Source organism: Actinomycetota bacterium, from assembly GCA_040754375.1.
In the GTDB taxonomy this organism is placed as follows: domain Bacteria; phylum Actinomycetota; class Acidimicrobiia; order Acidimicrobiales; family AC-14; genus JBFMCT01.
In genome coordinates this window covers 23,371-48,688 of the sequence record JBFMCT010000011.1, presented here as the reverse complement: position 1 = coordinate 48,688, position 25,318 = coordinate 23,371, and the positions used below count along the sequence as shown (strand labels likewise).

Genomic DNA, 25,318 nt, shown 5'->3' with positions numbered 1-25,318 from the left:
GGTCGTCCGCCCGCGGGTACGGGCCCCGCACTGATGTCGCCTCTCCTCGGGCGAACCGAGCCCCGGGGCGCGGCCGGCACCATAGGCCGCGCCGGCCGGGCCGGGGATCGGGCCACGGGTGAGCTCGCCACCTGAACCGGGCGTGAGCGAAGAGGCGGGCACTACCGGTGGAGCCAGCCACCGCCGGCGTCCGCCCGGCCCTCATGGCACAGGTCTGCGCGGGGAGGCCGAACGGGCCCTGTCACGGGCCGCGACCGAGCCGGCATCAGTTCTGTCGCTGGTGTGCCCCCTGCGTGAGGAACCGTGGGCGCCCCTCGAAGGGGACGCCGAGACGGCCGTGATCGCCCACCTGGCCGTGGGGCGGGCGTCGGTCGAAGGCCAGGACCTGGTGGCCGCCGAACGGTGGCTACGGGAGGCGCGTGAGCTGGCCAGTACCGCCGATCTGGCCGCTCGGGCGGGCGACGTCACCATCGACTTGGCCCTCGTCCTGGCCCGCTCGGGCCGCCTCGAGGAGGCATTGGCCGAGCTCGAGCGGGTCGAGACGGCGTCCTCGGGCACGCGCCTGGCCCGGGCCGAGTGCCAGCGGGCGCTGGTCCTGCAGCGCCTGGGCCGGGCGGACGATGCCCTCGATGCTTACCGGCGGGGCCTGGCCGCCATGCGGCGCGACGGCAACCGCCCGGGGGAGGCCCGGGTGCTCAACAACCGAGGGCTGCTGCACGCCTACGCCCGGCGGTTCGAGGCGGCCACCACCGACCTCACGCAGGCGGCCCGCTTGTGGCGCGAGCTGGGCGAGCCTGTCCAGGCGGCCGAGGTGGACCACAACCTCGGCTTCGTGGCCGCCCGCCAGGGCGACATCCCGGCCGCACTGAGGGCCTTCGAGGGCGCGTCCCGATCGCTGGCCCGCCAGGGGGTCTCCCACCCCGGGGCGCTGCGCGACTACTGCGAGACCTTGTTGCGGGCCCATCTGATCGTCGAGGCCCGCCAGGTGGGCCGCCAGGCCATGGCCCAGCTCGAGGTGGCGGGCATGGAGACCGACCTGGCCGAGGTCCGCCTGTTGCTGGCCGAGGTGGAGATCGCGGCGGGCGACCTCGACCAGGCGGAAGCGCTGGCCGAGATGGCTCGGGCCGCCTTCGCCCACCAGAACCGTCCAGCCTGGGAGGTCCTGGCCCGGTACGCCTGGTTGCGGGTGCGATGGGCCAAGAGCGACTGCACCGAGGCCACCATGGTGGCCGCCCAGTCCATCGCCGCCGACCTGAGGCGGGCGCGGTGGACGGCAGCGGCCTCGCACGCTCGGGTCCTGGCCGCCCGTACCGCGCTGGAGCGGGGCGATCTCCCGGTAGCGGAGTGCCAGTTGCGGGAGGAGGCCCGCCACCGGCGCCGGGCTCCCGCCGAGGTGCGGGCGCAGGCGTGGCACGCCGAAGCTCTGCTGCGCTGGGGCAAGGGTGACGGGCCGGGCGCCGAGAGCGCCCTGCGGGCCGGGCTGCGGGCTGTCGACGCCTACCGGGCCACCCTCGGGGCCACCGAGCTGCGGGTGAACGCCGGGGCCATGGCGTCGGACCTGGCGGGGCTGGGCGTGAGGATCGCTCTGGCCGGGCATGAGGCCACCCGAGTCCTGGCCTGGGCCGAACGGGGGCGGGCGGCCACCGTGCAACTGACCCCCGTGCGGCCACCGGCGGACGTGGAACTGGCGTCCCGACTGGCCGAGCTGCGGGCCATCAACGCCAACGTCGAGAAGTCGCTGTTCGACGGGGAGGGACCGGGCGACCTGCTGCACGAGAAGGCGGCTCTCGAAACGGCCGTGCGCCGCTCGACGTGGCAAACGGGTGGCTTCCAGGCCCCCGGTCCGCGCCTGGTGCCGGCCGGCCGGCTGGCGGCCGCTCTGGGCCCGGCCGTCCTGGTGGAGTACGTCGAGGGCGACGGCCTCCTGCACGCCGTCACAGTCCGCGACGGTGCCTGCCGCCTGTGGTCCGTGGGGCCGGTGACCTTGATCGGCCGGGAGGTGGATTCCCTGCGGTTCAGCCTCGACCGGCTGGTGTCGGCTCGGGGCGCCAGGGGCTCGGGGGCAGTCATGGAGCAGGCGTTCTCCCGGAGCGCGGCCCAGCTCGACGACATCCTGCTCGGGCCGGTGCGGGCCGTCATCGGCGACCGCGCCCTGGTGGTGGTGCCGACCGGCCCCCTCCACCTGCTGCCCTGGCGGGCGCTGCCGTCCTGCCGGGACCGGCCGGTGTCCGTGGCCCCGTCGGCTGCCGTCTGGCTGCGGGCGGCCACCTCCCCGTACCGCACCGGGGGCACGACGGTCGTCGTGGCCGGTCCCAACGTGGCCCATGCCGGCGAGGAGATCGAGGAGCTCAACCGGGTCTACCCAGGCGCCACTGTTCTGTCGGGCCCCCGGGCCACCGCTCGGGCCGTGGCCTCGGCCCTCGACGGCGCCGAGCTGGCCCACGTGATCGCCCACGGGTCCTTCCGCGACGACAACCCGCTCTTCTCGTCGCTCCGCCTGGCCGACGGCCCGCTGACGGTGTACGAGCTGGAGCGGTTGGAGGCCGCGCCCCGCCGGGTCGTCCTCTCGTCGTGCAACGCGGGCATGGCCGCCGTACGGCCCGGCAACGAGCTCCTGGGCCTGTCGTCGGCCCTGTTCGCCCTGGGCACGTCCACCGTGGTGGCCAGCGTCCTGCTGGTCGGCGACGACGAGACCCGCCGTCTCATGGTCGACTTCCACCGGCTGCTGGCCTCGGGCATGGCCCCTGCCGAGGCGCTGGCCCAGGCCCAGTCGCTCACCGATCCCTCCGACATCAGGGCCAGGGCGTCGGCGTCGTCGTTCGTCTGCTACGGCGCCTGAACCATCGTGGGCCGGCGGGCGGTGCCGGCTGGTTCAGTAGGCCTTGGCCACGGTGGCCACCAAGCCGTCCTCGGCCGACGAACCGGGCAGGCTCCCGTCGGGCCGTTGCAGGCAGCGGACCGACACGGCGGCCGCATTGAGCTCGCCTTCGGCGGCCCGGGCGGTGTCCCACGGCAGGCGGGCGAACCCGCTCTGGGAGGCCTCCACGGCTTCGGCCACGGTGGCCACGTCGGCCGTGGCGGCCTGGCGCCGGGCCAGGGCCTGGTCGTGGAGGGCGGCCTGCACCTCGCCGAGGGTGGACGAGACCAGCGCGGCCAGCCCGTCGAGGCCGACCTGCTGCTTGGACTGGCTGTCGCGACGGACCACGGTCACGTGGCCGGTGGCCAGGTCTCGGGGGCCGACCTCGACGCGCACGGGGACGCCCTTCAGCTCCCAGTCGACGGCCCGCCGCCCGAACGAGGTGCCCAGCCGGTCGTCGAGCTCGACCCGCAGGCCGGCGGCCGACAGTTCGGCGGCCAGGGCGGCCGCCTTCTCGCCCGCCCCGTCCTCGCCCCGCACCAGCAGGACGACGACCTGGACGGGGGCCAGCCGGGGGGGTAGGCGCAGGCCGGCGTCGTCGCCGTGGGCCATGATCAGCGCCCCCACCAGCCGGGTGGAGACCCCCCACGAGGTCTGCCAGGCGAACTCGCTGTGGCCGCTCTCGTCCTGGAAGTCGATGCCGAAGGCCCGGGAGAAGTTCTGCCCCAGCTCGTGGCTCGTGCCCATCTGCAGGGCCTTGCCGTCGCCCATCATGCCCTCGATGGTGTACGTGGCGTCGGCCCCCGCGAACCGCTCCTGCTCGGTCTTGCGGCCCACGACCACGGGGATGCCGAGCACGTTGACCGCGAAGTCCTCGTAGACCTCCCCCAGGATGCGCACCGCGTAGCGGCGGGCGTCGTCCTGGGTGGCGTGGGCCGTGTGGCCCTCCTGCCACAGGAACTCGGTGGTGCGCAGGAAGACCCGGGGCCGCAGCTCCCAGCGCACCACGTTGGCCCACTGGTTGATCAGCAGGGGCAGGTCGCGGTGGCTCTGGACCCACTTGGCGAAGAACACGTTGATGATCGTCTCGCTGGTGGGCCGGACCACGACGGGCTCCTCCAGCTCCCGGCCCCCCCCGTGGGTGACCACGGCCAGCTCGGGGCTGAACCCCTCGACGTGCTGGGCCTCCTTGCGCAGGTAGGACTCGGGGATGAACAGCGGGAAGTAGGCGTTGCGGGCGCCTGCGGCCTTGATGCGGTCGTCGAGCTCGCGCTGCATGCGCTCCCAGATGGCGTAGCCGTAGGGCCGGATGACCATCGTGCCGCGCACCGGCCCGTTGTCGGCCAGCTCGGCCTTGGCCACGACATCCTGGTACCACTGGGGGAAGCTCTCGGACTGGGGGGTCAAAACGCTCTGGGGCATGGGCCCCCGAGGCTACCGTCGCTGGCAGTGAGCGCCCCTCGAGTCCGTTACGCCCCGGCCCCGTCCGGGTACCTCCATGTCGGGACGGCCCGACTGGCCTTGTACAACTGGATGTACGCCCGCCACACGGGGGGGACGCTGCTGCTGCGCATCGAGGACACCGACGCGTCACGTTCGACCGAGGAGTCGGTGCGGGCCATCGAGGCCGGCCTGCACTGGCTGGGGATCGACTGGGACGAGGGGCCTGTGCACCAGTCCCACCGCCTCGACCGCTACCGGGAGGTGGCCGCCACCCTGGTGGCCGAGGGCCGGGCCTACTACTGCGGGTGCACGGCCGACGACGTACGCGCCCGCTCGGGGGCGACCTCGGGCCCGGCCGGCTACGACGGCTTCTGCCGCGAGTTGGGCCTGGGGGCCGGGCCGGGCCGGGCGCTGCGCTTGCGCACGCCCGACGAGGGCGAGACGGTGGTCGACGACGTCGTGCGGGGCCAGGTCCGCTTCGCCCACTCCACGATCGAGGACTTCGTGATCGTGCGCTCCGACGGTTCGCCCTCGTTCTACCTGCCAAACGCCGTGGACGACCTCGACATGGGCATCACCCACGTCATTCGGGGGGAGGACCTGCTGTCGTCGACCCCCCGCGTGCTCATGCTGCGCCGGGCGTTGACCACCGCGCCCGAGCCCGTCTACGCCCACCTGCCGCTGATCGTCGACGCCCAGCGGCGCAAGCTGTCCAAGCGCCAGCACGCGGTGGCCGTCGAGGAGTACCGCGAGCGGGGGTACCTGCCCGAGGCCATGCGCAACTACCTGGCCCTGCTGGGGTGGGCTCCCCGCCAGGGGGGCGAGATCGCTCCCATCGAGGACATGGTGGCCCAGTTCCGCCTGGAGGACGTGACCCCTTCGCCCGCCTTCTTCGACACCCAGAAGCTCGACCACATGAACGCCGCTTACATACGGGCCTTGCCGGTCGAGGTCTTCGTGTCCGAGTCGCTCCCGTGGCTGGAGACCGACACGCCGTGGCCGCCCGAGCGCTTCGACCTGTCCAAGTTCGTGGCCATGGCGCCCCTCGTGCAGGAACGGGTGCGTACCCTCGGTGAGGTGGCGGCCACCGTCGACTTCCTGTTCCTCGAAGAGCCCGCCGTGGACCAGGCCGCCTGGGACAAGGTGATGGGCGCGCCGGTGGCGGCCGCCGTGCTCGACGGGGTGCTCGAGGCCTACGCCGGGGCGGAGTGGACGGCCGCCGCCCTGCACGCAGCCACGGCCGAGGTGGGGGAGCGCCACGGCCTCAAGCTGGGCAAGGCCCAGGCCCCCGTCCGGGTGGCGGTGACCGGCCGTCCGGTCGGCCCGCCCCTGTTCGAGTCCCTGGAGGTCCTGGGCCGCGACGAGGTGCTGGCCCGGGTGAGGCGGGCGAGGGAGCTTCTCGAGGGCTCGTGATCCGGCTCCTCAAGCTCGCGATCGTGGCGGGGCTGGTGGTGGCCGGCTACCTCGTGTTCACGTTCGCCCAGGTCTGGTGGGCGTCGCGCCAGGACCGGGCCCGGCCCGCCCAGGCCATCGTCGTGCTGGGCGCGGCCCAGTTCAACGGGGTGCCCTCGTCCATCCTCCAGGCCCGCCTTGACCACGCCTTCGACCTATACCAGCGCGACCTGGCCCCGGTGATCGTGGTGACCGGGGGAAAGCAGCCGGGGGACGAGTTCACCGAGGCGGCCGCCTCGGCCGACTACCTGATGGGCCGGGGCGTGCCCGACGAGGACATCCTGCGGGAGGTCAGCGGCACCAACTCGTGGGAGTCGCTGGCCGCCGCCTCTGTGTTCCTGCAAGAGCGCGACATCCACTCCGTGCTGCTGGTCTCGGACGGCTTCCACTCCTACCGGGTCACGGCCATCGCCGGCGAGCTGGGACTCGAGGCCCACGCCTCGCCCACCCGCACCAGCCCTATCACCGGGGCCAGCGCCACCCGCCACATGTTCCGCGAGACGGCGGCGGTGGCCGTGGGCCGCATCATCGGCTACCGCCGCGAGGCCGGCATCCAACGCCGCATCGCCGCCCCACCGGTGGTGTTACTGGGGCGCTGAGCCCGGCGCCGGGCCCGGCGGGCGGCCGGGGTCAGCTGCGGTGCTCGGCATGGCGGTCGGCGGGGGCCTGGCCCGAGTCGGTGCGGCCGTGGTCCCAGTCGGGCTGCTTGTGGCGGAAGTCCTCGTCGATGGCGGCGTGGCCGTCGCCCAGGTCGACCAGTTCGGCCACCAGGGCGCGGTCGGTGGGGGGCGCTTCGTGGGTGGCGTGGGCCTCGACATGGTCTGGGAACCGGTCGAGCAGGCTGGTCACTACGGCCTGGTGCTGGAGGGCGAGGTAACACCGGGCGCGGTCGCCGACGGTGGCCGCCCTGGTCTTCAGGACGTCGACGTCGCCCGGCTCGGGCTCGCCCCGGCACAGGCGTTCGAGGATGGTGGCCAGGGTGAGGCCGTCCTGCTTGCAGGGCACGCACTGCCCGCACGACTCCACGGCCAGGAACCGCGACGCCCCAGCGGTGACCGCCACAACGTCGTCACCGTCGTCGAGGGCCCGGAAGCTGGCCGAGCCCAGGCCGCTCCCGTTGGCGGCCATGGCCTCGTAGGTCAGGGGGGTGGCCAGCAGGTCGGCGGGCACGTACCCGTTGGCCACCCCGGGCAGCACGGCGACCAGGCGACGCCCGTCGAGCGGTCCGCCGGCGATGGCGGCGATGGCCTCGGCCAGGGGCGTGCCCATGGGGACCTCGCCCACGCCCGGGCGGCGCACCGAACCGGTGACGGTGCATACGATCGTCCCCGGCGACTCGTCGGTGCCGTACCGGCGGAACCAAGCAGCGCCCTCGCTTACCGTCCGGGGCACGTTGGCCAGGGTCTCGACGTTGTCGACCAGGGTAGGCGGGGCCACGTCGCCGTCGCTGGGCCCGGCCATGTCGACCGGGGCGGCCAGCCCGCTCTCGTCGTCGGCGTCGAGCTCGACCACCTCGGTGACCCCCCGGCGGAACGGCGGGGCGATGCGGGGGAAAGGCGGGCGCCCGGCGATCGACTCCAGCAGGGCCGTCTCCTCGCCGTAGAGGTACTCGCTCGGGCCCTCGTGCAGGCTCAGCTCGAAGTCCTCCGCCAGCCAACCCGCCCGCCGAACCTCGGCCATCGCCCTTCGCAGCCGGGCCACCTCCGGGCTGAACGTGGCCTTGGTGGCCACCACCACGATGGCCGCGCCGACGGCGTGGGCCGCCACCAGGGCGCCCTCGAGCACGGAGTACGGGTCGAGGCGCATGATCGTGCGGTCCTTGAACGTCCCCGGTTCACCCTCGGCCGCGTTGACCACCACCGACGTGGGCAGCAGGTCCGAACGGTGGTCGCGCACGGTCCGCCACTTGGTGCCCGTCGGGAACCCGGCCCCGCCCCGGCCCCGCAGCCCCGACGCCTCGATCTCGGCGATCACCACCTCGGGGGCCACGGCCCGGGCCGCCTCCAGGCCTCGCCCGCCGCCCGCGGCCACGTAGTCGTCCAGGGTCTCGTATGCTCGTTCGGGCAGCACCCGGTTCACTGTCGGCATGCTGTGGGTTTTCCCCCGGCAGGGCATGCGTTAGGCACTGCTAGGCTGGTCGAGCCCGATCGGGGGTGGTGTAATCGGCAACACGACAGGTTCTGGCCCTGTTATTGGGGGTTCGAGTCCTCCCCCCCGAGCCAGCCGTCGCGCGCGGCGGCGACACTGGTCCCATCGTCTAGTGGCCTAGGACACAACCCTCTCAAGGTTGAGACACGGGTTCGAACCCCGTTGGGACTGCCAGCCAGCCAGCCAGAGCTAGCCAGCCAGGTGAAGGCGCCGGGTGCTTCGCGGTCCGCCCGCCGCTCCTAGGGCTGGATGGTAGGAGCGGGGCCTTCGTACGCCGGTAAGGCGCGACGAAGGGTAGTTTGAGGGTCGTCCCGGTAGGCCGGGGAAGGGGGCGCACCCGATGCCGGAGGTTGAGCTCCGGGTCCGACTGATGGGGCGGTTCGAGGTCTTCGGCGTGCCCGGCGGGCCGTTGGCTTTGCCCGGAGGGAAGGCGACCTCGCTGGCCCGGCTGCTGGTGGTCCGGCGCGGGGCATACGTGCCGACCGATGCGATCGTGGACGCGCTGTGGGGGGACCGGGCCCCGCCGGGTACGGCGCAGAACGTCGCGTCCCTGGTCAGCCGGCTGCGGCGGGTGGTGGGGGCGGAACGGATCAGCGGTGGGCGGGGTGGTTACCGGTGGGAGCTGGCCGGTTGCTGGGTGGACGAAGACGAGGCCCAGCAGCTGGTGGCCGAGGCCGAGAACCAGCTCCGCGACGGGCGGGTGGCGCTGGCCGCAGCGGCGGCCGTGCAGGCCCGCCACCTGCTCGAGCGGGGGACGTTCCTGGTCGACGAGCCCTATGCGCCATGGGCCGAGCCCGCCCGCCGCCAGGCCGAGAGGCTCGTGCGCCGGGCCCGCCACGCGGCGTGGGCGGCCGCGCTGGGGCTGGGCGAGCCGATCGCCGCCCTCGACGCCGCCACCGCGGCCATCGAAGCCGATCCCGTGGACGAGGAAGCCCACCGGGCCTGTATGCAGGCGTTCTACCTGGCCGGCGACGCCGCGGCCGCCCTCACCGCCTACCGGGAGTTGCGGGAGACGCTGGCGACCGAACTGGGCGCGGGCCCGGGTGCCGAGACCGAGAGGCTCTACCTCGCCATCGTCCGTTCGGAACCGGTCCCGGCCGCCGATCCGACGGCCCTCGACCGAAACCATGCGGGCTCGGGCGCCTCATCGTCTTTGGTCGGTCGGGAGGCCGAGCTGGCCGCTCTCCTCGAGCGCTGGTCGGCGGCCGTGCGGGGCCGGGCCGGCGTCCAGCTCGTCTCGGGTTCGGTCGGGTCGGGCAAGACCCGGCTCGCCTCCGAACTGGCGTCGGAGGCCCGGGCCACGGGCGCGCTCGTGATGTGGGCGACGTGTTACGAGGCCGAACGTTCGCTGTTCCTCCAGCCACTACTCGAAGCTCTGGCCGGCTGCCTCTCGTCGCTCGAGCCCCAGAAGGTCCAGCGCCTGGCCGGGCGGTGGGCCGGCACCCTGGCCGAGCTGATGCCCCAGCTCCGGCCCCTGCTCGGTGAGTCGCCCTACGAGCGCTCGACCCCCGAGATCGAGCGCCGGCATTCCCTGAGCGCGGTGACGAGCGTGCTCGAGGGGCTGTCCCGGGAGCAGCCCGTGCTCATCGTGTTGGACGATCTGCACCACGCCGGGCGCTCGACCGTCGAAGCGGCCTTCCTCCTCGCCGGGCGCCTCGAAACCAGGGCGATCCTGATCGTGGGCACCGTCGCCTCCGACGAGATGGACGGCATCCTGCCCCTTGCGGGCCACGCCGCCGAGGTCCTGGCGCTCGAGGAGTTGTCCCCCGCAGCCGTCGAACAGCTCCGCCAGCGCCTGGGCGCCACCTCGGTCGACTCGCTCGAACTGCACGAGCGCACCGGTGGTCACGCCCAGTTCGTCGTCGAGGCCCTGCGCCTGGCCGCGGCCGATCAGGGGGGACGCCAGCCGCCGTCGCTGCGGACGGCGGTGCTCGATCGGGTGGCCCGGGCCGGCAAGGACGTCGAGGAGCTCCTGCGGGGAGCGGCGATCGTCGGCGGTGGTTTCGAGCTGGACTTCGTGGCCGAGCTCATGGGCCTGGCCACCGAGGAAGCGGCCCAGCGGGCGGGGCACGCCCTACAGGCCGGGCTGCTGACCACCGACGGCAGCCGCTTCCTCTTCGCCGGCAGCATCATCCGCGACGTTCTCTACGACAGCACGCCGGCACCCATCCGGGCCAGCCGCCACCGCAGGGCCGCGGCCAAGCTGGCGGGCAAACCGGAGATGGCCGCCGTCCACCATGGCGCGGCCGGCGACTGGGCCCAGGCCCACGCCGCGTGGTCGGGGGCCGCGGAGCGGGCGGTCCGGTCGTTCGCTCTCCGAGACGCCGAGCGCCTCCTCACCGAGGCCATCGCCGCGGCCGGGCAGGCGGGCGACGACGGGGCCCGAGCCCGGGCGCTCATCCGTCGCGGGCAGATGCGCGAAGAGCTGGCCGACTACGCAGGAGCCAACGAGGACCACATGGCGGCGCTGGCGATCGCCCGCGGCATCGGGGACGAGGGCATCGAGGCCCAGGCCCTCGAGCGCCTGGGCTGGACGGCGTACTACGGCCGGGACCCGGCGGTCGCCTCCGAACTGGCGGCCCGGGCCGCCGAGCTGGCCGAGTCGGCAGCCGCCGCTCCCGCCGCGCTGCCCAGCGCGCTGGTCCTGGTGGGGCGCATCCGGCACTGGGCAGGCGACATCGACGGCGCCGCCTCAGCCTACGAAGAGGCCCTGTCGCGAGAGCCCGACGCGCCTACCACGGCGTCGGCGTTGAGCTGCCTGGGCGCCTTGCTGGAGCACGGTGACCGCTTCGCCGAGGCCCGTCGCACCCTCGACCAGGCGGCGGCCGAGTCGACGCGCAGCGGCTCCTTCCGACCGCTGCTGCGTGCCCTGTTCTTTGCCGCCCTGGCCCGGGCCAACCTCGGCGACTTCGGCGGTGCCCTGCGGGCGCTCGACCGCAAGCGGCGCCTGCTGGAGGAGTACGACGTCCACTTCTACCGCGCCCGCACCGACACATTGTTGTCGTGGGTGTGGCGGGAGGTCGGCCAGCAGGGCCGGGCCCGTGACCTGGCCGAGCGGGCGGTCGACGAGGCCCGCGACGTTGGCGCCGGGAGCCTTCAGATCGAGCAGGAGCTGCACGGGATCCTGGCCCGGGCGGAATGCGCGCTGCTGGCGGGCGACGACGGCACAGCCGGGCAACTGGTAGAGGAGGCGGGGCCGCTGTTGTCCAACTGGCTCCCGTTCCACTGGCGGGCCGAGCTCCGCTACCGGGAGCTGCGTTGCCGCTTGGCCGCCGACGAAGCCGACGGCCTCCTCGACACGGCCCGCCAGCGCCGCTCCCGCAAGTACGAGGCGCTGGCCTTGCACCACCTCGGCCGGTGCGAGGAGGCCGCGGCCGTGGCCGCTTCCACCGGCTCGGACCTGCTGCTGGCCGAGGTGGCACCTCCCGGCCAGGCCCGGGAGGCGTTCGACCGCCTCGCCGCCCTGCTCCCCGCCGAGTTGCGGGACGGCTTCGTGGCCCGGGGCCGGTTAGCGAGGGTTCGCCAGTAGCCGCAGGGTGCAAACGGCCAGTAGCCGCCCGTCGGCACGGTCTCGTAGCACCACGTCGACGACCTCGTGGCCGCGGTCACCGGTCACCGCTTCCCGCCGCTGGACGCTCACCCTCACAGCACTGTCGGCATCAGCGTTCCCGAGATAGCAGAGTTGCTGGTCCACCACCACTCGTTCGAGGAACGAGCGGCTATTGCGGCCCAGGCCCCGCCAGAGCTGGAGCAGGCCCCAGTCGACGATCGAGAAGTAGGCCGCGAAGTACAGCAGGCCCACGCCATTGAGGTCCCGGCTGGGGTCGACGCGGTACTCGAGCTCCACGGGCGGGCCAGCGGGCTCCAGCCGGTCGAGATCGTCGCCGTCGAGGAACGTCAGCCGGGTGCGAGCGCGGTGGCAGGCGTGGCGGGGCGAGTAGGCCTCGGGCAGCGGGGGCAGGTGGTGGTGGCGGAAGTCCGGCGGCGAGGCCGGGACCAGACGGCGGTTGGACCCGTCGTCGGGCCGGGAGATCCACCGGTTGAGGTTCTCGACATAGAGGCAGTCCTTGTCGGTGCCCGAGTAGAACTCGTCGGGCCCGAAGCCACCTACGCCGGCCAGGAGGCTGATGCGGTGCAGGGTCAGCACGGACTCGCTGCCGAAGTCGAAGAGCTGCGAGGTCACGTGCAGGCGGTCGCCGAACGTCGGCGTCCGCAGGTGGAACGACGGGCTGCTACGCACCCGGTAGTAATAGAACGACAGGTAGGCGGGCTCGCCGGTGCGGCTGGCGGCCCGCAGTACGTCGGTGCCGCACACCTGGGCGACGGCGTCCCAGGTCCAGTCGCCGATCTGGCCGACCAGCAACGAGTTGTGCCCGCACATGGCGGGACGCACGACTTCGGTACGCCGCACCGAGGTGTGGTCGAAGGGCTGGAACCCCTCGATCCACGGGGCGACCGGCACGGTCGTCAGCGCCATGGCCTACCTCACCGCCCCCGATCCGAACGGGCAGCCGTCGAACGGCTTGAGGGTGGTCCAGGCCGCCTGGGCCGGGCCGTCTCCCGGGTTCACCCAACGATGCGGGCCGTCGGTCCGCAGGTGCAGGGCGTCCCCTGGCTCGAGCAGGTACTCCCGGCCGTCGACCTCGAAGCGGAGAGTGCCCTCGAGCACCAGTACGAGCTCCTCCCGCTGGTCGACGGCGCGTGACGGGCCGCTGCCGGCACCGGGCTGGACGGTGACCACCGTCGAGGCCAGGAAGAACTTCGGGTACGAGCCGGAGATGGCGCGGACCTCGACGCCCGGGCGGGAGTTGAACACGGTCGGCCGCTCGTCGGCCGGGATGAACGCCACCGGCCCGGCCTCGGCCTTCTCGTCGTCGAGGAAGTAGGCCACCGGGCGGTCGAACGCGTCGGCCAGCTTCAGCAGCGTGGTGATCGTGGGGACCATGCCGTTGCGCTCGATCTTGTGGATGGCGGCGGCCGACACGCCCGCCCGTTCGGCCAACTGCTGGAGCGAGAGGCTGTGGTGGAGGCGCAACTCCCGCAGGCGCAACCCGATGCCGCTCACGATGCCGTCCACACCCGCCCGCCCGTCGGTACGGGGCGCCGGATCGCCGAGATCAGTCATAGGCCTCCTTGACGCCATTACCAACGACGTCCAGTATAGTAAACGTCAGAGCCGGATCGTCCATGCGGTAGGAGACGGGGGGCAGGTGGCCAGGATCGTCGTGATCGGTGGTGGGGCAGCGGGGATCGGTGCCGCGGGCGCCGCCAAGCAGACGGACCGTAGCGCCGAAGTCGTGGTGTACACCGAGTACGAGGACGCCGCGTACAGCCCGTGCGGCATCCCCTATGTCCACGGCAAGGAGATCCCCGACTTCGACCGGCTGTTCCTGGCCACCAAGCAGTCCTACCAGGAGGCGGGCATCGACATCCACTATGAGACGCGTGTCTCGTCGTTCGACGTCGACGCCCGGACCGTCACCATCGAGGGTGAGGGCACCCAGCAATGGGACCGGCTGATCCTCGGTACCGGCTTCGACTACGCCGACCCGGGTGTCCCCGGCACCGAGCTGGGGGGCCTCTACTACGTAAAGAACATCCGCAGCGCCATGGAGTGGGACAAGGTGCTCGACACCGTCAAGGTGGCGGTGGTGGTGGAGGCGTCGCCCCTCGGCTTGGAGATGGTCACGGCCCTGGCCCACCGCGGCATCGAGACCCACGTGATCGACCCTCACCCCTGGGCCCTGGCCGAGGCCGCCGACCCCGACATCGCCGCTCCGGTGGAGGAGTCCTGGGCGGAGATGGGCGTGAAGATGCACTGGAACACGGCCCTGCGCGAGTTCGTGGGCGACGGACAAGGGCACGTGCGGGCGGTGCGCACCGACGCCGGGGAACTGCCGGCCGACGTGGTCGTCGTGTGCACCAAGAAGCAGCCCAATGCCCGCATGGCGGCGGGAGCGGGCATCAAGGTCGGTTCCACCGGCGGGATCATCGTGGACGAGCGCATGACCACCTCGGCGCCCGACGTGTACGCGGCCGGCGATTGTGTCGAGCTGCCCCACGGCGTGAGCGACGTCCCCATCCAGGGCCTGTCCGGCAGCCACGCCTACGCCCAGGGCAAGGTGGCGGGCACCAACGCGGCCGGGGGCAAGCGGGCGTACCAGCCCGTGTACGTCCCCTGGGGGATGGTGGCCGGCAAGTGGATGATCGGTGGCGTGTCGTTCGGCGAGACGCTGGCTACGGCCCTGGGGATCCCGTTCGTCATGGGCGTGGCCCAGGGCATCTCCCGGGCCCGCTACTACCCGGACATGAAGAAGATCAAAGTCAAGCTGCTGGCCGAGCCGGGGACGCTCCGCCTCATCGGCGCCCAGCTCGTCGGGGGCGAGGGCATCAAGGAGCGGGCCGACTTCCTGGCCATGGCCGTCCGTACGGGGATCACCCTCGACGACCTCGCCACCATGGAGAACGTCTACTCCCCACCCATCGGGGCTCTCAACGAGCCCATCGCGCTGGCCGCCCAGAACGGCCTGGCCTCGCTGGGCAGGTAGCGGTGGCCTTCGCCCACTGGCTCCGCCAGAACTCCGAGCACTACCTGCTCGTCGACGCCCAACGGCGGATGGCCGACAAGTACGGGCGGGCCGGCCCGCCCCGGCCCAAGGGCGTGCGGGAGAAGTTCTGGCTACAGGTCTTCGCGCCCGTCTACCGCCGGCTGCCCTGGGGACTGCGGCACTTCACGATCCGGGCGATGCCGGGCAGCCATCGTCAGAACTGGGCGCATCCCCCGCTACGAGGAACCCCGGCCGTCAGCGCCGACGGCCGAGTCACCACCCCACCGCAGACCCTTACCGAGACACGAGGAGAGTAGATGCCGAAGACAGTCAACCAGGAACGCCCCGCCGACGGCGAGGTCCTTTTCGACACGGACGAGAAGCTGTTCGAAGACATCAAGGCCAACCCCGGCGAGCGGGCCTTCGTCTTCATACACACCGTCCCCTACGAGGGTTCGGTCGCGCTGGTGAACCTGCTGACCTCGACCCGGCTGGTGCGCAAGGGGTTCGAGGTCAACATCATCCTCTACGGGCCGGGCGTCCTGCTGGCGTCAGGCACCCGGGGCTTCCCGGCTGTCGGCCAGGAGGCCTTCCCCGGGCACATGGCCATCAACAACCAGATCAAGACCCTCCTCAAGGAGGGAGCGAACGTCTACGCCTGCCGCTTCGCCATGGGCGCGCTCTACGGCTTCCGGGAGGACGACCTCATCGATGGCGTGAAGGCCTTCCACCCGCTGGACGTGCTCGACTCGGCGCTGACCGCCTGGCGGGCCGGGGCGTTCCAGATCAACACCTGGACCGTCTGACCACTCGTCGCCGATCACCGGGAGCGCCCCCCGGCCGCCACGGTCGGGGGGCGTCTCTCCCTTTCGTTTGAAGGAGGTGCGACGTTGGACACCGTCGCCGACATGGGCGGGCTGCAGGGTTTCGGCCGCGTCAGCCTCGACCCGCCCGACGACCCGCCTTTCCATGAGGAGTGGGAGAAGCGGGCGTTCGCCATGGCGCTGCTGTCGATGCGGATCTCGGGCACCAACCTCGACACGTTCCGCCACGGCCTGAACCGCCAGCACCCCATCGACTACCTGGCCTACGGCTACTACGGCCGCTGGCTCAAGATGACCGAGAACCTGCTGGTGGGATCGTCGATCATCGCCCCCGGGGCGGTCGACGCCCGGGCCCGCAAGCTGCGGGGCGAGGACGTGGAGGAGCCGCCCGTCCCCGAGCCCGACAAGCCCGACTACCAGCCCACGGCGGCCGGGTCGATCCGCCAGATCGACGACCCGCCCAAGTTCGCGGTGGGGGACCGGGTGCGGGCGCGCGACATCCACCCGACGGGCCACACCCGGCTGGCCCGCTACGTGCGCGGGCGGGCGGGTGTCGTGCGCCTCGTCCTGCCCGCCCAGGTGCTGCCCGACACCAACGCCCACTTCCTGGGGGAGAACCCCCAGCACGTCTACAACGTCGAGTTCGGCTCGACTGAGCTGTGGGGCGAGGACGCCGAGAAGTTCACCCTGAGGTTCGACCTGTACGAGTCCTATCTGGAGGCCGCGCCGTGACCACGTCGGACACCACCGCCGAACGCCTGCCCATCGAGCTGCGGACGGAGGCTCTCGAATCGATCCTGGTGGAGCGGGGGATCGTCGACCCCTCCCTCATGGACAAGTTCATCAAGATGTACGAGCAGGACGTCGGCCCCATGAACGGCGCCAAGGTCGTGGCCCACGCCTGGGCCGACCCTGACTACAAGGCCCGCCTGCTGGAGGACGGCACGGGTTCGATCGCCGAACTGGGCTTCAAGGGCCCCCAGGGCGAGCACATCGTCGTACTGGAGAACACGCCGTCGGTGCACAACGTCGTCGTCTGCACGCTGTGCTCCTGTTACCCGTGGCCGGTGCTGGGCCTGCCCCCGGGCTGGTACAAGGACCCCGCCTACCGGTCGCGGATGGTGCGCGACCCCCGGGCCCTGCTGGCCGAGATGGGGCTGGAGTTGGGCGACGACATCGAGCTGCGGGTATGGGACAGCAGTTCGGAGGTGCGCTACATGGTGCTGCCCGAACGGCCGGCGGGCACCGAGGGGATGAGCGAGGAAGACCTGGCCTCGCTGGTGACGCGCGACGCCATGGTCGGGGTGGCCAAGGTGGCGGCTCCATGACTGTCCCGTCGCCGGGCGCGGTGCTGGACATCGAGGGGCCGGGGGCGCCCCCCCGGAGCAACGGCGAGCTGGTCTTCGCGGCCCCGTGGGAGAGCCGGGCGTTCGGGCTGGCCATGGCCCTCCACGACGCCGGGACCATCGACTGGGAGGACTTCCGTCGTGAGCTCATCGCCGCCGTCGGCGGTTGGGAGCGCGAGGGCGACGAGTGCTGGAGCTACTACCGCTGCTGGCTCACCGCCCTGGAGCGGGTGTTGGCCGGCAGGGGCGTCGTGGGCGCCGGTGAGCTGGAGGCCCGGGCCGGTGAGCTGGCCGAGCGCCCGGCCGGTCACGATCATGCCGGCGGGCACGGTCACGATCATGCCAGTGGGCACGAGCACGGGCACGGCCACGAGCACGGCTGAGCGTCCGCCCTCGAGCTCGCGCTCGGTATACGCCGTATGGGAGGGCGGCTACCGCTGCCGGGTCACGGCCGGTGAGTTCGAGGTACGGGTGGACGAGCCGGAGCACGCCGGAGGGGAGGGCACCGGGCCGCAGCCGACCGACCTCTTCCTGGCCTCGCTGGGGTCGTGCTTCGCCCTCGCCGTGGCCCACGTCGGGCGCAAGCGCGGCATCGAGCTGGCCGACCTGGCCGTGCTGGTCGTGGGCGCCTACGACGGCCCCAAGTTCTCCCATCTCCGGGTCGAGGTCACCTCCAGCCACGAGCGGGAGGAGCTGGACCGCCTGGTTGAGCGGGCCAAGGCCGTGTGTTACGTGTCCAACACCCTTCGTACGCTGAACGAGGTCGAGGTCGTCGTCAACCCGCCCGCCTGAGGGCGATCTCGGCGGCCGCGCTGAAGAGCCGTTCGGCCACGTCGGGGTCTTCCCACTCGTGCTCGGCCGCGAACTCCAGCCAGCGCCGGGGCGGGATGACGTCCTCGTGGCTGTAGTCGAGCTCGGCCCAGGTGACGGCCATCTCCACCAGGTCCAGGGTCGCGGTCAGGTCGGTCGTCACCCGGACCAGCCGGTCGTGGTGGGCTGGGGCGGCGGTGGCGAACCAGCACGGGCAGACAGTGGTGGGGCGGAGAGTGAGAATCGTCCGGGCCACGCGGGACCTCCTCGGGGTTCGGCTGGTACCCCGCAGCCTGCGACGTCCTGTTGCACGGGCCTTGCAAAAGCGTGCAATGCGTACATGAGGCCGTCAGCCAAGGCCGCTCCGGAGGTGTGCCCCATGGCCCGCACGGTGCCCAGGTGGTGGGGGTCGCCGGTCAGGAGGAACTGGTGGACGGGCTCGGTGCTCTGGCCCCGGGCCGCCCAAACGAGGAAGGCCCGGGAGATGTCGTTGGTGGGGACGGCGGCCGCGATCCCCACGAGGCCCTCCTCGGCCGGCTGACCACCGTGGAGCCGGGCCACGAGGAGGACCCCGGCCAGGGCGTCGTCACCCGCGGGTGTGAGCCCGGGACCGGCCCCGCCCAGGCGGCGGGCCAGGCCCGGGACGTCGACTCCGCGGCCGGCGGTGCCGGCGTGGCCCGGGGGGCCGACCTGGGGGAGGCGGCCCCGCCAGACGGTGGCCGCCCGGAGGTCGAACAGGAGCGGCCCGGCCTGGAGCAGCCTCGGCGTGACCACAACCCGGTCGCCCACGCCGAGGCGCGCGACGGGCAGGTCGGTGCGGGCGTGCAGGGGACCGGAGGCCACGTCGCGTGTGGTGAGGGCGAACAGCCCGCCCGGCACCCGGACGTAGGCGGCCTTGGTGTAGGCCCCGATCACGGTGCCCGTGCCGGGCACCGAGAGCGCCTCTCGGGCGCCCAGGCCCAGTTCGAGCACTAGCGCCTCATCAGGACGAGGACAGGCGGCGGTCGAGGTCCAGCAACGCCTCGCGGAAGCAGGCGATGGGGGCCTCGGCCACACCCGCGCCGACCTGTCCGGAGCCGTCGTGGGCGTGGAGGATGCCGGTGTTGACCTTGGGTGTGATGCCCAGTTCGACCACCTTGCGGACGTCGACGGCCACCGGTGAGCCGCGGAAGTCGAGCAACGGCAGCTTGAACCGGGTGCTGCGGGCCACGCACACGTGGTCCATGGCCTCGGTCGAGGCGATGGCGTCGGCCATGGTGCCGCCGACGAAGGCGGCCACCGCGGGCGAGGCGGCGGCCGCCGAACCGCCCAGGCCGACCAGCTCCAGCACGGCGCTGTCGCCGATGTCGGGGGCGCCGTGCTCGGGACCGTAACCGGGGTAGTAGAGGGCCTGGCCGATGGGCGGCGAGGCGGTGACGAACCAACGCTGCGAGCCTGGCAGGCGGACCCCGTAGGTCGTGCCGTTGCGGGCCATGGTGGTGACCACGCTCGATCCCTGTACCTGTTCGGCCCACAGGGTGAGCGACTTGGCCCCGGCCATGGCCACGTTCAGGAAGAACAGGTGGTCGGTGGAGAGGAAGCGGCCCAGGTCGGCCCGTCGCCGGTCTTCGAGCCCCATCAGGTGGGGCAGCAGGGCCCGCACGAACAGGTTGGTCGTGGCCTGGGTGCGCATGTGCAGGTCGTCGCCCATCTGCAGTCCCTGGGCCGCCAGGGTGAACACGTCGAGCGGCCCCGAGTGGCGCAGGCACTCGGCCAGCAGCGGACCGGCCACCTCCCGTAGGAAGACCAGCCGGTCCACGGCCGCGGGAGTCTCCCGCCCGAACCAGGCCACTTCACCCGGGCCCTGGTTGAGGGCCGAGAAGGCGCGGGTACCGCCGGCCTCGTTCTCCACGACGAGCATCGGCGCGGTAGGGCCGATGGCGCTGGCCATGGGCACGACGGCCCCGTGGTGGTTGGCCGGCTCCAGCCGTACCCCGTGGCGCGCCATCAGCCCGTCCACCTCGGCGGGCGTCGCCGCCCACCCCTCGGCCATTACCGCGGCCCGGACCGACCGGCGCAGGGGGTCGCACATGTCGGTCCAGCCGATGGCCGGGCCGCAGTGGATGACCGTTCGGTCGTCGACACCGGGCAGGACGTCGAGTGCCCGCTCGAGGCCCACCAACTTGGGCGAACCCTGGTCCAACCGCCGGGCGACCTCCGCATTGGCCTCGTCGATGGCCGCCCCGTGACGGCCGTAGAGCCGGCTCAGGGCGGCCACCAGTTCGAGGTCCCCGCCCGCGGGGATGCGCCAGTCGACCTGCACCACCGGCCGGCCCTGCTGGCGGACGGCGTCGGCGAACAGCGGGAGGCCGACGTTCACAACCTCGATGTCGGTGGGCAGCTTCACTGGGCAACCTCCTGCCGGCCGTGCGCCTCGGCCACGGCCCGTTCCACGAGCAGCTCCTCGGCGTGGTCGAAGTCCCCCTGGCGCCTCATGGCCTCGGCCAGGACCTCGGCCGCCTCGGCCCGGCACGTGCCCACCATGGCCTCGACGGCCGACGGCGCGGCCCCGCCCGGGGCGGACCGGGTGGCGACGATCTGGCGGGGGTCGAGCACGTCGGTGAGGTCGGCGCCCGCCAGCCCCAGCGGCTGGCCCCGCAGGTCCGTGGCCGCCCGGTCGAGCATCTCGCCCGTGATGTCCACCCCCCGCAGCCCGGCCGCGCTGGCCACCCGCACGGCCTGGCCCACGACCAGGTAGGCCGTGCGGTAGTCGATGCCGGTGGTCGTGACGATGTGTTCGGCCAGGTCGGTGGCCTGGGTGAACCCGTCGCGCAGGGCATCGGCCATGCGGTCGGTGTTGACCGCCAAGGTGCGGACGACCCCGCCCATCAGGCGGGTGACGCGGGCGGCCAGATCGAGGGACCGGGGGACCTCGCCGTAGGCGAAGATCAAGTTGTCGCTGCGGGCCGAGGGGCTCTTGACCACGGCCAGGAAGCCGGACAGCCGCCCGATGAGGATGCCGTGGGCACCCCGCACGATCGACAGCGAGTACGGGTTGCGCTTCTGGGGCATGAGCACGCTGGCCCGGGTGAAGCCAGGGTCGAGGTCCACGTAGTCGAACTCGCTGCTCGACCAGATCTCCAGGTCCTCGGCCAACTTGCTCTGGTTGGAGAGCATGCTGGCCGTGGTGCCCATGATGTGGATGAGCCCGTCGACCTGCCACATGGCGTCGCGGGTGTGTTCGATCACGCCGTCGAACCCGAGCAGGTCGGCCAGCAGTTCCCGGTCGGCCAACAGCCGGCTGCCGTTGACACACCCGGCCCCGCCCGGGCTGGCGTTCACCCAGGACACGGCGTCGAGCAGGCGCCGGCTGTCGCGCAGGGTCGGGTAGGCGAACGAGAGGATGTAATGGCCGAACGTGGACGGCTGGGCCTGCTGGAGGTAGGTCTGGTCGGGCATCACCGAGCCCACGTGGGCGGCCGCCTGATCGGCCATGCTGTCGGCCAGCCGGGCGGCGTCGGCGAGCACCTCGACCAACTGGCGGCGCAGCAGTAGCCGCAGGGCGATCCGGGTGGCCTCCCGCCGGGGCCGGCCGGCGTGCAGCCAGCCAGCCGTGTCGCCCAGACGGGAGACGAAGTACCGTTCCCGGGAGTTGTACGCCTCCCCGAACGACGGGTCGTAGGGGAACTCCTCGGCCGGCATCTCGTGGACCTCGAGGAGCAGCCCGAGGAGCTGGCGGGCGGCGTCGTCGGGGATGACTTGCTGGCTGCGCAGGTCCAGGACGTGGGCCATGTCGGCCAGGTTGAGGCCACGATGGAGAAGGGGGGCGTCGGCGTTCTCGAGGGCGAAACCCGACTCGACCAGTTCGGGGGCGGGACCCGACGTGGCCGGGCCAAAGGTCCTCATGCACCGGCTCCCACGGCGGCCGTACGCGCCAGGTGGTCGGCGGCCGAGAGCAGCCCGCCCGTGTGCCAGAAGACCAGCGGTCCCGGGCTCGGGTGGCCGTCATCGGCCTCGGCCAGCCGGAGCAGGAGGGCGAACGCCTTAGCCGTGTACGTCGGGTCGAGCAGCAGCCCCTCGGTGTGGAGGGCGACGGTGGCGGCCGCCTCGCCCTCGTCGGAGGCGACGCCGAAGCCCGGCCCCCGCACGTCGAACAGCTCCGGCGGGGTGGGCGCCGGGAGGCCGAGCAGGGACGCCGAGGCCTGGGCCAGCCGCCCGACCTGGGCGGCGGCCTCGTCGAGGGGACGGCTGACCGAGGCGCCGACGACCGGGAAGCGCCCGGCCGCGGCCAGCCCGGCGCAGGCCCCGCCCGACCCGGTGGCCACCACGACGGCCGTGGCCTCGAGGTCGCCGAGCTGGACGGCTAGTTCGTAGGCCGCCGCGACCATGCCCACGGCCCCGAGGGGGCTGGCACCACCCCGGGGCACGGCGAACGGGCGCCGGCCGGCAGCCCGCAGGTCGTCGGCGGCCGCCACGATGGCCGCCTCCAAGTTGTCGCGGTCGGGATCGCCCGTGAACCGGACCTCGGCCCCGCTGGCCAGCGAGGCGGCCAGGTTGGGATGGGTGCGCTCGGGCCGGGTGCCGAACGAGACCAGCTGGCATTCGAGGCCGGCCACCCGGGCCGCCACGGCGGCTGCCGGGCACCAGTTCGAGCTCGGCCCCCCGCCCGTGACCAGGACGTCGCACCCCTCGGCCAGCGCCGCGCCCACCAGGTACTCGAGCTGGCGGGCCTTGTGGCCGGCGGCCGCGAAGCCGCTGAGGTCGTCGCGCTTGACGAGGACGATCGGGCCCCGCCGGCCGCGGGCGACCCGGGCCTCCAGATGCCGGGCCCGCACCAGGGGGGTAGGGAGCGCGGCCAGGGGGAACCGGGGCAACCGACCCCAGGGAGGTCCGTTCACGCCCATATCTCAGGCTCGCCCCGGCGGGCGGCCCGGGCGCGCGCCACCACCTCGTCCACCATCGCCCGCGCGCCGTCAAGGGCGGGGGCGGCCAGGGATCCCAGTTCGTCGTCGGTCAGGAGCCCGGCCTGGGCCAGGTCGGGCGGGTGGAGGGCACCCGGTTGCAGCGCCTGGTGAAGGGCGTCCTGGGCCTCGTTTCGCCCCAGCCGCCGGGTGAGGATGGACAGGGCCCGTTCCGAACCGGCCCGCGACTCCGCAGCCGACGCCCGGGTGGCCATGGCCTCGGCGTCCACCTCCAGCCCCGACAGCAGCCCGATGGCGACCGCGAGGGCCGAGCCGGTGAGCAGGCAAACCTCCGGAAAGGCCACCCACTCGGCCTTCCACGCCCGTCCGTCTCGCTCGTGGGCGCCGACCATGCCGTCGAGCAGCACGCCGGCGTTGGCCCGCACCAGTCGGGAGAGGGTGTCGAGGTGCTCGCTGGCCTCGGGGTTGCGCTTGTGGGGCATGGTGATGCTGCCCACCGCCGAGGCTGTCGTGGGCTCGCGCAGCTCGCCGATCTCGGGCCGCTGGAGCTCGTAGACCTCGGTGCCGATGCGGGCCAGGGTCGAGCTCACCATCGCCAGCACAGTGCCGAACTCGGCTACCCGGTCGCGGGCGGTCAACCACGAGATGGCCGGTTCACCGAGGCCGAGCTCGGCGCAGAAGGCGGCCCGCAGCGCCGGCCCGTCGGCCCCGAAGAACCCGAGGGCGCCCACTGCGCCGCCGAGCTGGCCCACCAGCCACCGGGGCCTGGCGTCGGCCAGGCGGGCCAGGTGGCGGCGGACCTCGTCGGCCCATGAGGCCGCCTTGAAGCCGAAGGTGATGGGCGCCCCGGGCTGGCCGTGCGTGCGCCCCACCATCAGGGTGCCCCGGTGGGCCACCGCCAGGTCGATGAGCAGGTCCTCGATGGCCCGCAGGTCCCGCCACACGGTCTGTCCTACGGCCGCCATCGTCAGCGCCGTCCACGTATCGGTGACGTCCTGCACGGTCGTGCCGACGTAGACGTGGTCGCGGGCGGGCGAGGGCAGCACCCGCTGGAGGCCGTGGATGAGCCCCAGGGTGGAGTGCGAGGTGCGGCGGGTCTCCTCGGCCACGAGGTCCAGGTCGAGGCGCTCCACCCTGGCCGAGCGGGTGATCTCCTCGGCCGACGCCGCGGGGATGATCCCGAGCTTGGCCTGGGCCCGGGCCAGGGCGGCGACGATGTCGAGCCAGCGCTGGAGCCGGGCCTCCTCGTCGAACAGCCCTCGCAGCTCGTCGGTGCCCCACAGGTGGCTGTACAGGCGGGAGTCGCTCAGGCGGGCGCCCACGCCGGCTCCCCGGTCCTAGACAGGTCGGTGACGGCCTGGCGCACCAGGTCGAGCGAGGCGCCCCAGGGCACCACCACGGTGTCGCCGTCGGTGCAGTTCTCGTTCTCCAGCAGGCAGCACTTGGTCAGCAGGGGGCCGGGACCGGTGAAGAGCTTGCGGGGGCAGGTCTCGATGGGACCGGCGGGCAGGTCGCCGTAGAACCACTGATGGATGGAACGGGACCGTTCACAGCCGATGAGCGTCCAGTCGGCCCGGGGCGGCCGCTCGTCGAGGAACGAGACCTGGGCGCCGTCGAGCTCGAACCCCGAGGCCCGGCACGGCAGCAGGTAGTGGTCGGCCCGGCCCTGACCGCCGGCCCGGGCCAGGTCGGCCATGTCCACCACCTCGGGCACCAGCTCCACAGGGGCCAGGTCCTCGGCCAGGTCGAGGACCCGCCGGGCCTGGTCGACCAGCTTGGCCGGCATCGGCGGCACGACGTCGCCCACCCGCACCCGCACCGGGGCGGGGTCGAGGATGAAGCTCACGTGGTCGTAGCGGCCCTCGACCACTACGCAGCGAGCGCCGTTGCCCTGGTCGCGGGCCACCGCCGCCAGCGCACTGGGGACGCCGGTGTCGGCGTCGGGGGCGACCACGTACACGCAGTCGGCGGGCAGAGCCCGCACGGTCACCGACGTCACCGGAGAGAACAGGTCGCCGCGGGCCGGCTTGTCCACCTCGACCAGCGCGGTCGCGCCGTGGCCGTCGCGCACCACGACGAACCGGGTGTGGCGGTACACCTCCCGTCCCAGGAAGTGGCCGGTGAGGCCGTCCACGGTGAGGGCAACGTCGACCCGGGCGACCGAGACCTTCCGGTACTGGCCGGGGACGGTGTTCATCGCCGGCGCACCGCCGGGGGCCGCGACAGCCCGATGGTGTCCGCCCGCAGGCCCAGGCGCAGGGTCTCCAGGCCGAGGATCTCGGCAGGGGCGACGTTGGCCAGGTTGACGTCCGAGCCGAAGCAGCGGATGAACCACGCCTGCTGGTCCTTGGCGGGCGCCTCGAACACGACCCTTCCCACCCCGCCCGCGTCCACCACGGCGTCGACGACGTCCTCTCGTACCCGCCCGGCGTGGTCGTAGATGCCGACCGTCCCGCTCTCGCGCCCCTCGGCCAGGACCCAGGTGGCCCCGGCGTCGAGGTCGCGCTCCACCTCCTTGCCCCACTGGTCGGGCAAAGGCTGGGAGGAGGCGCTCTTGCTGCCCACCTCCGACAGGACGACGAACCCGGCTTCGACCGCGGAGCGGATCAGCCGGTCCTTGTCGTCCTCGCCCATAGGCACGGCCCCGCGGGAGACCTCCACGCTCGGGACGCCCAACTCCCGGGCCCAGGCCAGGTACTCGTCGGCCCGCCCTTGTGCCCAGGCCACCTCCAAGAGCGTGCCCCCCAGGCAGCCGAGGACGTCGTGGGCCCGCAGGAGGGCGAGCTTGCCGGCGAGCAGCGGGTCGACGTAGGCCGTGCCCCAGCCGAACTTCCACACGTCCACGAACGCCCCGCACGACTCCAGGACGCCGGCCAGCTGGGTCGCCGGCATACCCTTGTCGAGCACGTGGGTGAGCCCCGTCCGGCGGGGTCGGGGCGCTCGTGGAGGCAGGTCCAGGCGGAACGGCGGTGGGCCCATTCTCCTCTTA

At 73.0% G+C, this 25,318-nt stretch carries 23 protein-coding genes and 2 tRNA genes; 13 read left to right on the top strand and 12 right to left on the bottom strand.

The window, feature by feature from the left end; translation table 11 throughout:
• Positions 1-142 precede the first annotated feature (142 nt).
• Positions 143-2,839: a CHAT domain-containing protein gene (locus tag AB1673_06990; GenBank protein MEW6153718.1), complete on the top strand. Its 2,697-nt coding sequence runs from the start codon at positions 143-145 to the stop codon at positions 2,837-2,839.
• A 33-nt stretch (positions 2,840-2,872) separates the two neighbouring features.
• On the opposite strand, the gene proS is transcribed toward AB1673_06990, so the two are convergent.
• Positions 2,873-4,279, bottom strand: a complete 1,407-nt coding sequence (gene proS / locus AB1673_06985; GenBank protein MEW6153717.1) for a proline--tRNA ligase — start codon at positions 4,277-4,279, stop codon at positions 2,873-2,875.
• A gap of 21 nt (positions 4,280-4,300) precedes the next feature.
• Here proS and gltX point away from each other — a divergent pair, with 21 nt between their 5' ends.
• Together gltX and AB1673_06975 are read left to right on the top strand one after the other, a co-directional pair.
• Positions 4,301-5,713 carry a glutamate--tRNA ligase gene (gene gltX / locus AB1673_06980; protein MEW6153716.1) on the top strand — a complete coding sequence of 471 codons (1,413 nt, stop codon included), beginning with the start codon at positions 4,301-4,303 and terminating at the stop codon, positions 5,711-5,713.
• Positions 5,710-6,351, top strand: coding sequence for a YdcF family protein (locus AB1673_06975; protein ID MEW6153715.1), 642 nt, complete (start codon positions 5,710-5,712; stop codon positions 6,349-6,351). Before gltX ends, AB1673_06975 begins: the two co-directional genes overlap by 4 nt.
• Positions 6,352-6,382: 31 nt before the next feature.
• On the opposite strand, the gene AB1673_06970 is transcribed toward AB1673_06975, so the two are convergent.
• A complete protein-coding gene (locus tag AB1673_06970) occupies positions 6,383-7,831 on the bottom strand; it encodes an NADH-ubiquinone oxidoreductase-F iron-sulfur binding region domain-containing protein (GenBank protein ID MEW6153714.1) in 1,449 nt (482 codons plus the stop codon).
• Between the two features lie 68 nt (positions 7,832-7,899).
• On the opposite strand from AB1673_06970, the gene AB1673_06965 reads away from it, so the two are divergent.
• The 3 genes from AB1673_06965 (at position 7,900) to AB1673_06955 (ending at position 11,429) form a co-directional block, all read left to right on the top strand.
• A tRNA-Gln gene (locus AB1673_06965) sits at positions 7,900-7,974 on the top strand.
• Between the two features lie 24 nt (positions 7,975-7,998).
• Positions 7,999-8,074 (top strand) — tRNA-Glu (locus AB1673_06960).
• 166 nt (positions 8,075-8,240) lie between these two features.
• Positions 8,241-11,429: an AAA family ATPase gene (locus tag AB1673_06955; protein MEW6153713.1), complete on the top strand. Its 3,189-nt coding sequence runs from the start codon at positions 8,241-8,243 to the stop codon at positions 11,427-11,429.
• Here the strand turns inward: AB1673_06955 and AB1673_06950 are convergent.
• Both AB1673_06950 and AB1673_06945 read right to left on the bottom strand, forming a co-directional pair.
• Entirely contained in the window at positions 11,409-12,377 is a 969-nt protein-coding gene (locus AB1673_06950) for an LnmK family bifunctional acyltransferase/decarboxylase (GenBank protein ID MEW6153712.1), read from the bottom strand. The genes AB1673_06955 and AB1673_06950 overlap by 21 nt on opposite strands.
• A 3-nt stretch (positions 12,378-12,380) precedes the next feature.
• Complete coding sequence (locus AB1673_06945) at positions 12,381-13,025, bottom strand: cupin domain-containing protein (GenBank protein MEW6153711.1); 645 nt, start codon at positions 13,023-13,025, stop codon at positions 12,381-12,383.
• An 85-nt stretch (positions 13,026-13,110) separates the two neighbouring features.
• Between AB1673_06945 and AB1673_06940 the strand changes: the two genes are divergently transcribed.
• The 7 genes from AB1673_06940 to AB1673_06910 all read left to right on the top strand — a co-directional run bounded on the left by AB1673_06940 (position 13,111) and on the right by AB1673_06910 (position 17,410).
• Positions 13,111-14,448, top strand: a complete 1,338-nt coding sequence (locus tag AB1673_06940; GenBank protein ID MEW6153710.1) for an FAD-dependent oxidoreductase — start codon at positions 13,111-13,113, stop codon at positions 14,446-14,448.
• A 2-nt stretch (positions 14,449-14,450) separates the two neighbouring features.
• Complete coding sequence (locus tag AB1673_06935) at positions 14,451-14,765, top strand: hypothetical protein (GenBank protein ID MEW6153709.1); 315 nt, start codon at positions 14,451-14,453, stop codon at positions 14,763-14,765.
• Entirely contained in the window at positions 14,766-15,254 is a 489-nt protein-coding gene (locus tag AB1673_06930; protein ID MEW6153708.1) for an MSMEG_0572/Sll0783 family nitrogen starvation response protein, read from the top strand. It abuts the gene before it with no gap.
• A gap of 84 nt (positions 15,255-15,338) precedes the next feature.
• Complete coding sequence (gene nthB, locus AB1673_06925) at positions 15,339-16,004, top strand: nitrile hydratase subunit beta (GenBank protein ID MEW6153707.1); 666 nt, start codon at positions 15,339-15,341, stop codon at positions 16,002-16,004.
• The gene (gene nthA, locus AB1673_06920; GenBank protein MEW6153706.1) at positions 16,001-16,600 is read left to right on the top strand and encodes a nitrile hydratase subunit alpha; all 600 of its coding nucleotides are present in this window, start codon (positions 16,001-16,003) and stop codon (positions 16,598-16,600) included. The genes nthB and nthA overlap by 4 nt, the downstream gene beginning before the upstream one ends.
• Positions 16,597-17,001, top strand: coding sequence for a nitrile hydratase accessory protein (locus AB1673_06915; protein ID MEW6153705.1), 405 nt, complete (start codon positions 16,597-16,599; stop codon positions 16,999-17,001). Before nthA ends, AB1673_06915 begins: the two co-directional genes overlap by 4 nt.
• Entirely contained in the window at positions 16,964-17,410 is a 447-nt protein-coding gene (locus tag AB1673_06910) for an OsmC family protein (GenBank protein ID MEW6153704.1), read from the top strand. Before AB1673_06915 ends, AB1673_06910 begins: the two co-directional genes overlap by 38 nt.
• On the opposite strand, the gene AB1673_06905 is transcribed toward AB1673_06910, so the two are convergent.
• The 8 genes from AB1673_06905 to AB1673_06870 are packed head-to-tail and all read right to left on the bottom strand — an operon-like array spanning position 17,394 to position 25,308.
• Complete coding sequence (locus tag AB1673_06905; protein MEW6153703.1) at positions 17,394-17,591, bottom strand: hypothetical protein; 198 nt, start codon at positions 17,589-17,591, stop codon at positions 17,394-17,396. The genes AB1673_06910 and AB1673_06905 overlap by 17 nt on opposite strands.
• A complete protein-coding gene (locus tag AB1673_06900; protein ID MEW6153702.1) occupies positions 17,588-18,400 on the bottom strand; it encodes a DUF2877 domain-containing protein in 813 nt (270 codons plus the stop codon). Before AB1673_06900 ends, AB1673_06905 begins: the two co-directional genes overlap by 4 nt.
• Positions 18,401-18,410: 10 nt before the next feature.
• Positions 18,411-19,814: a DUF1116 domain-containing protein gene (locus tag AB1673_06895; GenBank protein ID MEW6153701.1), complete on the bottom strand. Its 1,404-nt coding sequence runs from the start codon at positions 19,812-19,814 to the stop codon at positions 18,411-18,413.
• On the bottom strand, positions 19,811-21,313 hold the full coding sequence (locus tag AB1673_06890) for an argininosuccinate lyase (protein MEW6153700.1): 1,503 nt from the start codon (positions 21,311-21,313) through the stop codon (positions 19,811-19,813). The genes AB1673_06895 and AB1673_06890 overlap by 4 nt, the downstream gene beginning before the upstream one ends.
• A complete protein-coding gene (locus tag AB1673_06885) occupies positions 21,310-22,305 on the bottom strand; it encodes a pyridoxal-phosphate dependent enzyme (GenBank protein ID MEW6153699.1) in 996 nt (331 codons plus the stop codon). Before AB1673_06885 ends, AB1673_06890 begins: the two co-directional genes overlap by 4 nt.
• Positions 22,302-23,651 (bottom strand): adenylosuccinate lyase family protein, encoded by a 1,350-nt coding sequence (locus AB1673_06880; protein ID MEW6153698.1) that lies wholly within the window; start codon positions 23,649-23,651, stop codon positions 22,302-22,304. Before AB1673_06880 ends, AB1673_06885 begins: the two co-directional genes overlap by 4 nt.
• Positions 23,636-24,526 carry a hypothetical protein gene (locus AB1673_06875; GenBank protein ID MEW6153697.1) on the bottom strand — a complete coding sequence of 297 codons (891 nt, stop codon included), beginning with the start codon at positions 24,524-24,526 and terminating at the stop codon, positions 23,636-23,638. Before AB1673_06875 ends, AB1673_06880 begins: the two co-directional genes overlap by 16 nt.
• A complete protein-coding gene (locus AB1673_06870; GenBank protein ID MEW6153696.1) occupies positions 24,523-25,308 on the bottom strand; it encodes a phosphosulfolactate synthase in 786 nt (261 codons plus the stop codon). The genes AB1673_06875 and AB1673_06870 overlap by 4 nt, the downstream gene beginning before the upstream one ends.
• Positions 25,309-25,318: the final 10 nt, after the last annotated feature.

Coding starts and splice junctions, on each gene's coding strand:
- proS (MEW6153717.1), bottom strand. CDS start 4,279: ATGCCCCAGAGCGTTTTGACCCCCCAGTCCGAGAGCTTCCCCCAGTGG.
- AB1673_06955 (MEW6153713.1), top strand. CDS start 8,241: ATGCCGGAGGTTGAGCTCCGGGTCCGACTGATGGGGCGGTTCGAGGTC.
- AB1673_06950 (MEW6153712.1), bottom strand. CDS start 12,377: ATGGCGCTGACGACCGTGCCGGTCGCCCCGTGGATCGAGGGGTTCCAG.
- AB1673_06945 (MEW6153711.1), bottom strand. CDS start 13,025: ATGACTGATCTCGGCGATCCGGCGCCCCGTACCGACGGGCGGGCGGGT.
- AB1673_06930 (MEW6153708.1), top strand. CDS start 14,766: ATGCCGAAGACAGTCAACCAGGAACGCCCCGCCGACGGCGAGGTCCTT.
- AB1673_06915 (MEW6153705.1), top strand. CDS start 16,597: ATGACTGTCCCGTCGCCGGGCGCGGTGCTGGACATCGAGGGGCCGGGG.
- AB1673_06890 (MEW6153700.1), bottom strand. CDS start 21,313: ATGAGGACCTTTGGCCCGGCCACGTCGGGTCCCGCCCCCGAACTGGTC.
- AB1673_06875 (MEW6153697.1), bottom strand. CDS start 24,526: ATGAACACCGTCCCCGGCCAGTACCGGAAGGTCTCGGTCGCCCGGGTC.
- AB1673_06870 (MEW6153696.1), bottom strand. CDS start 25,308: ATGGGCCCACCGCCGTTCCGCCTGGACCTGCCTCCACGAGCGCCCCGA.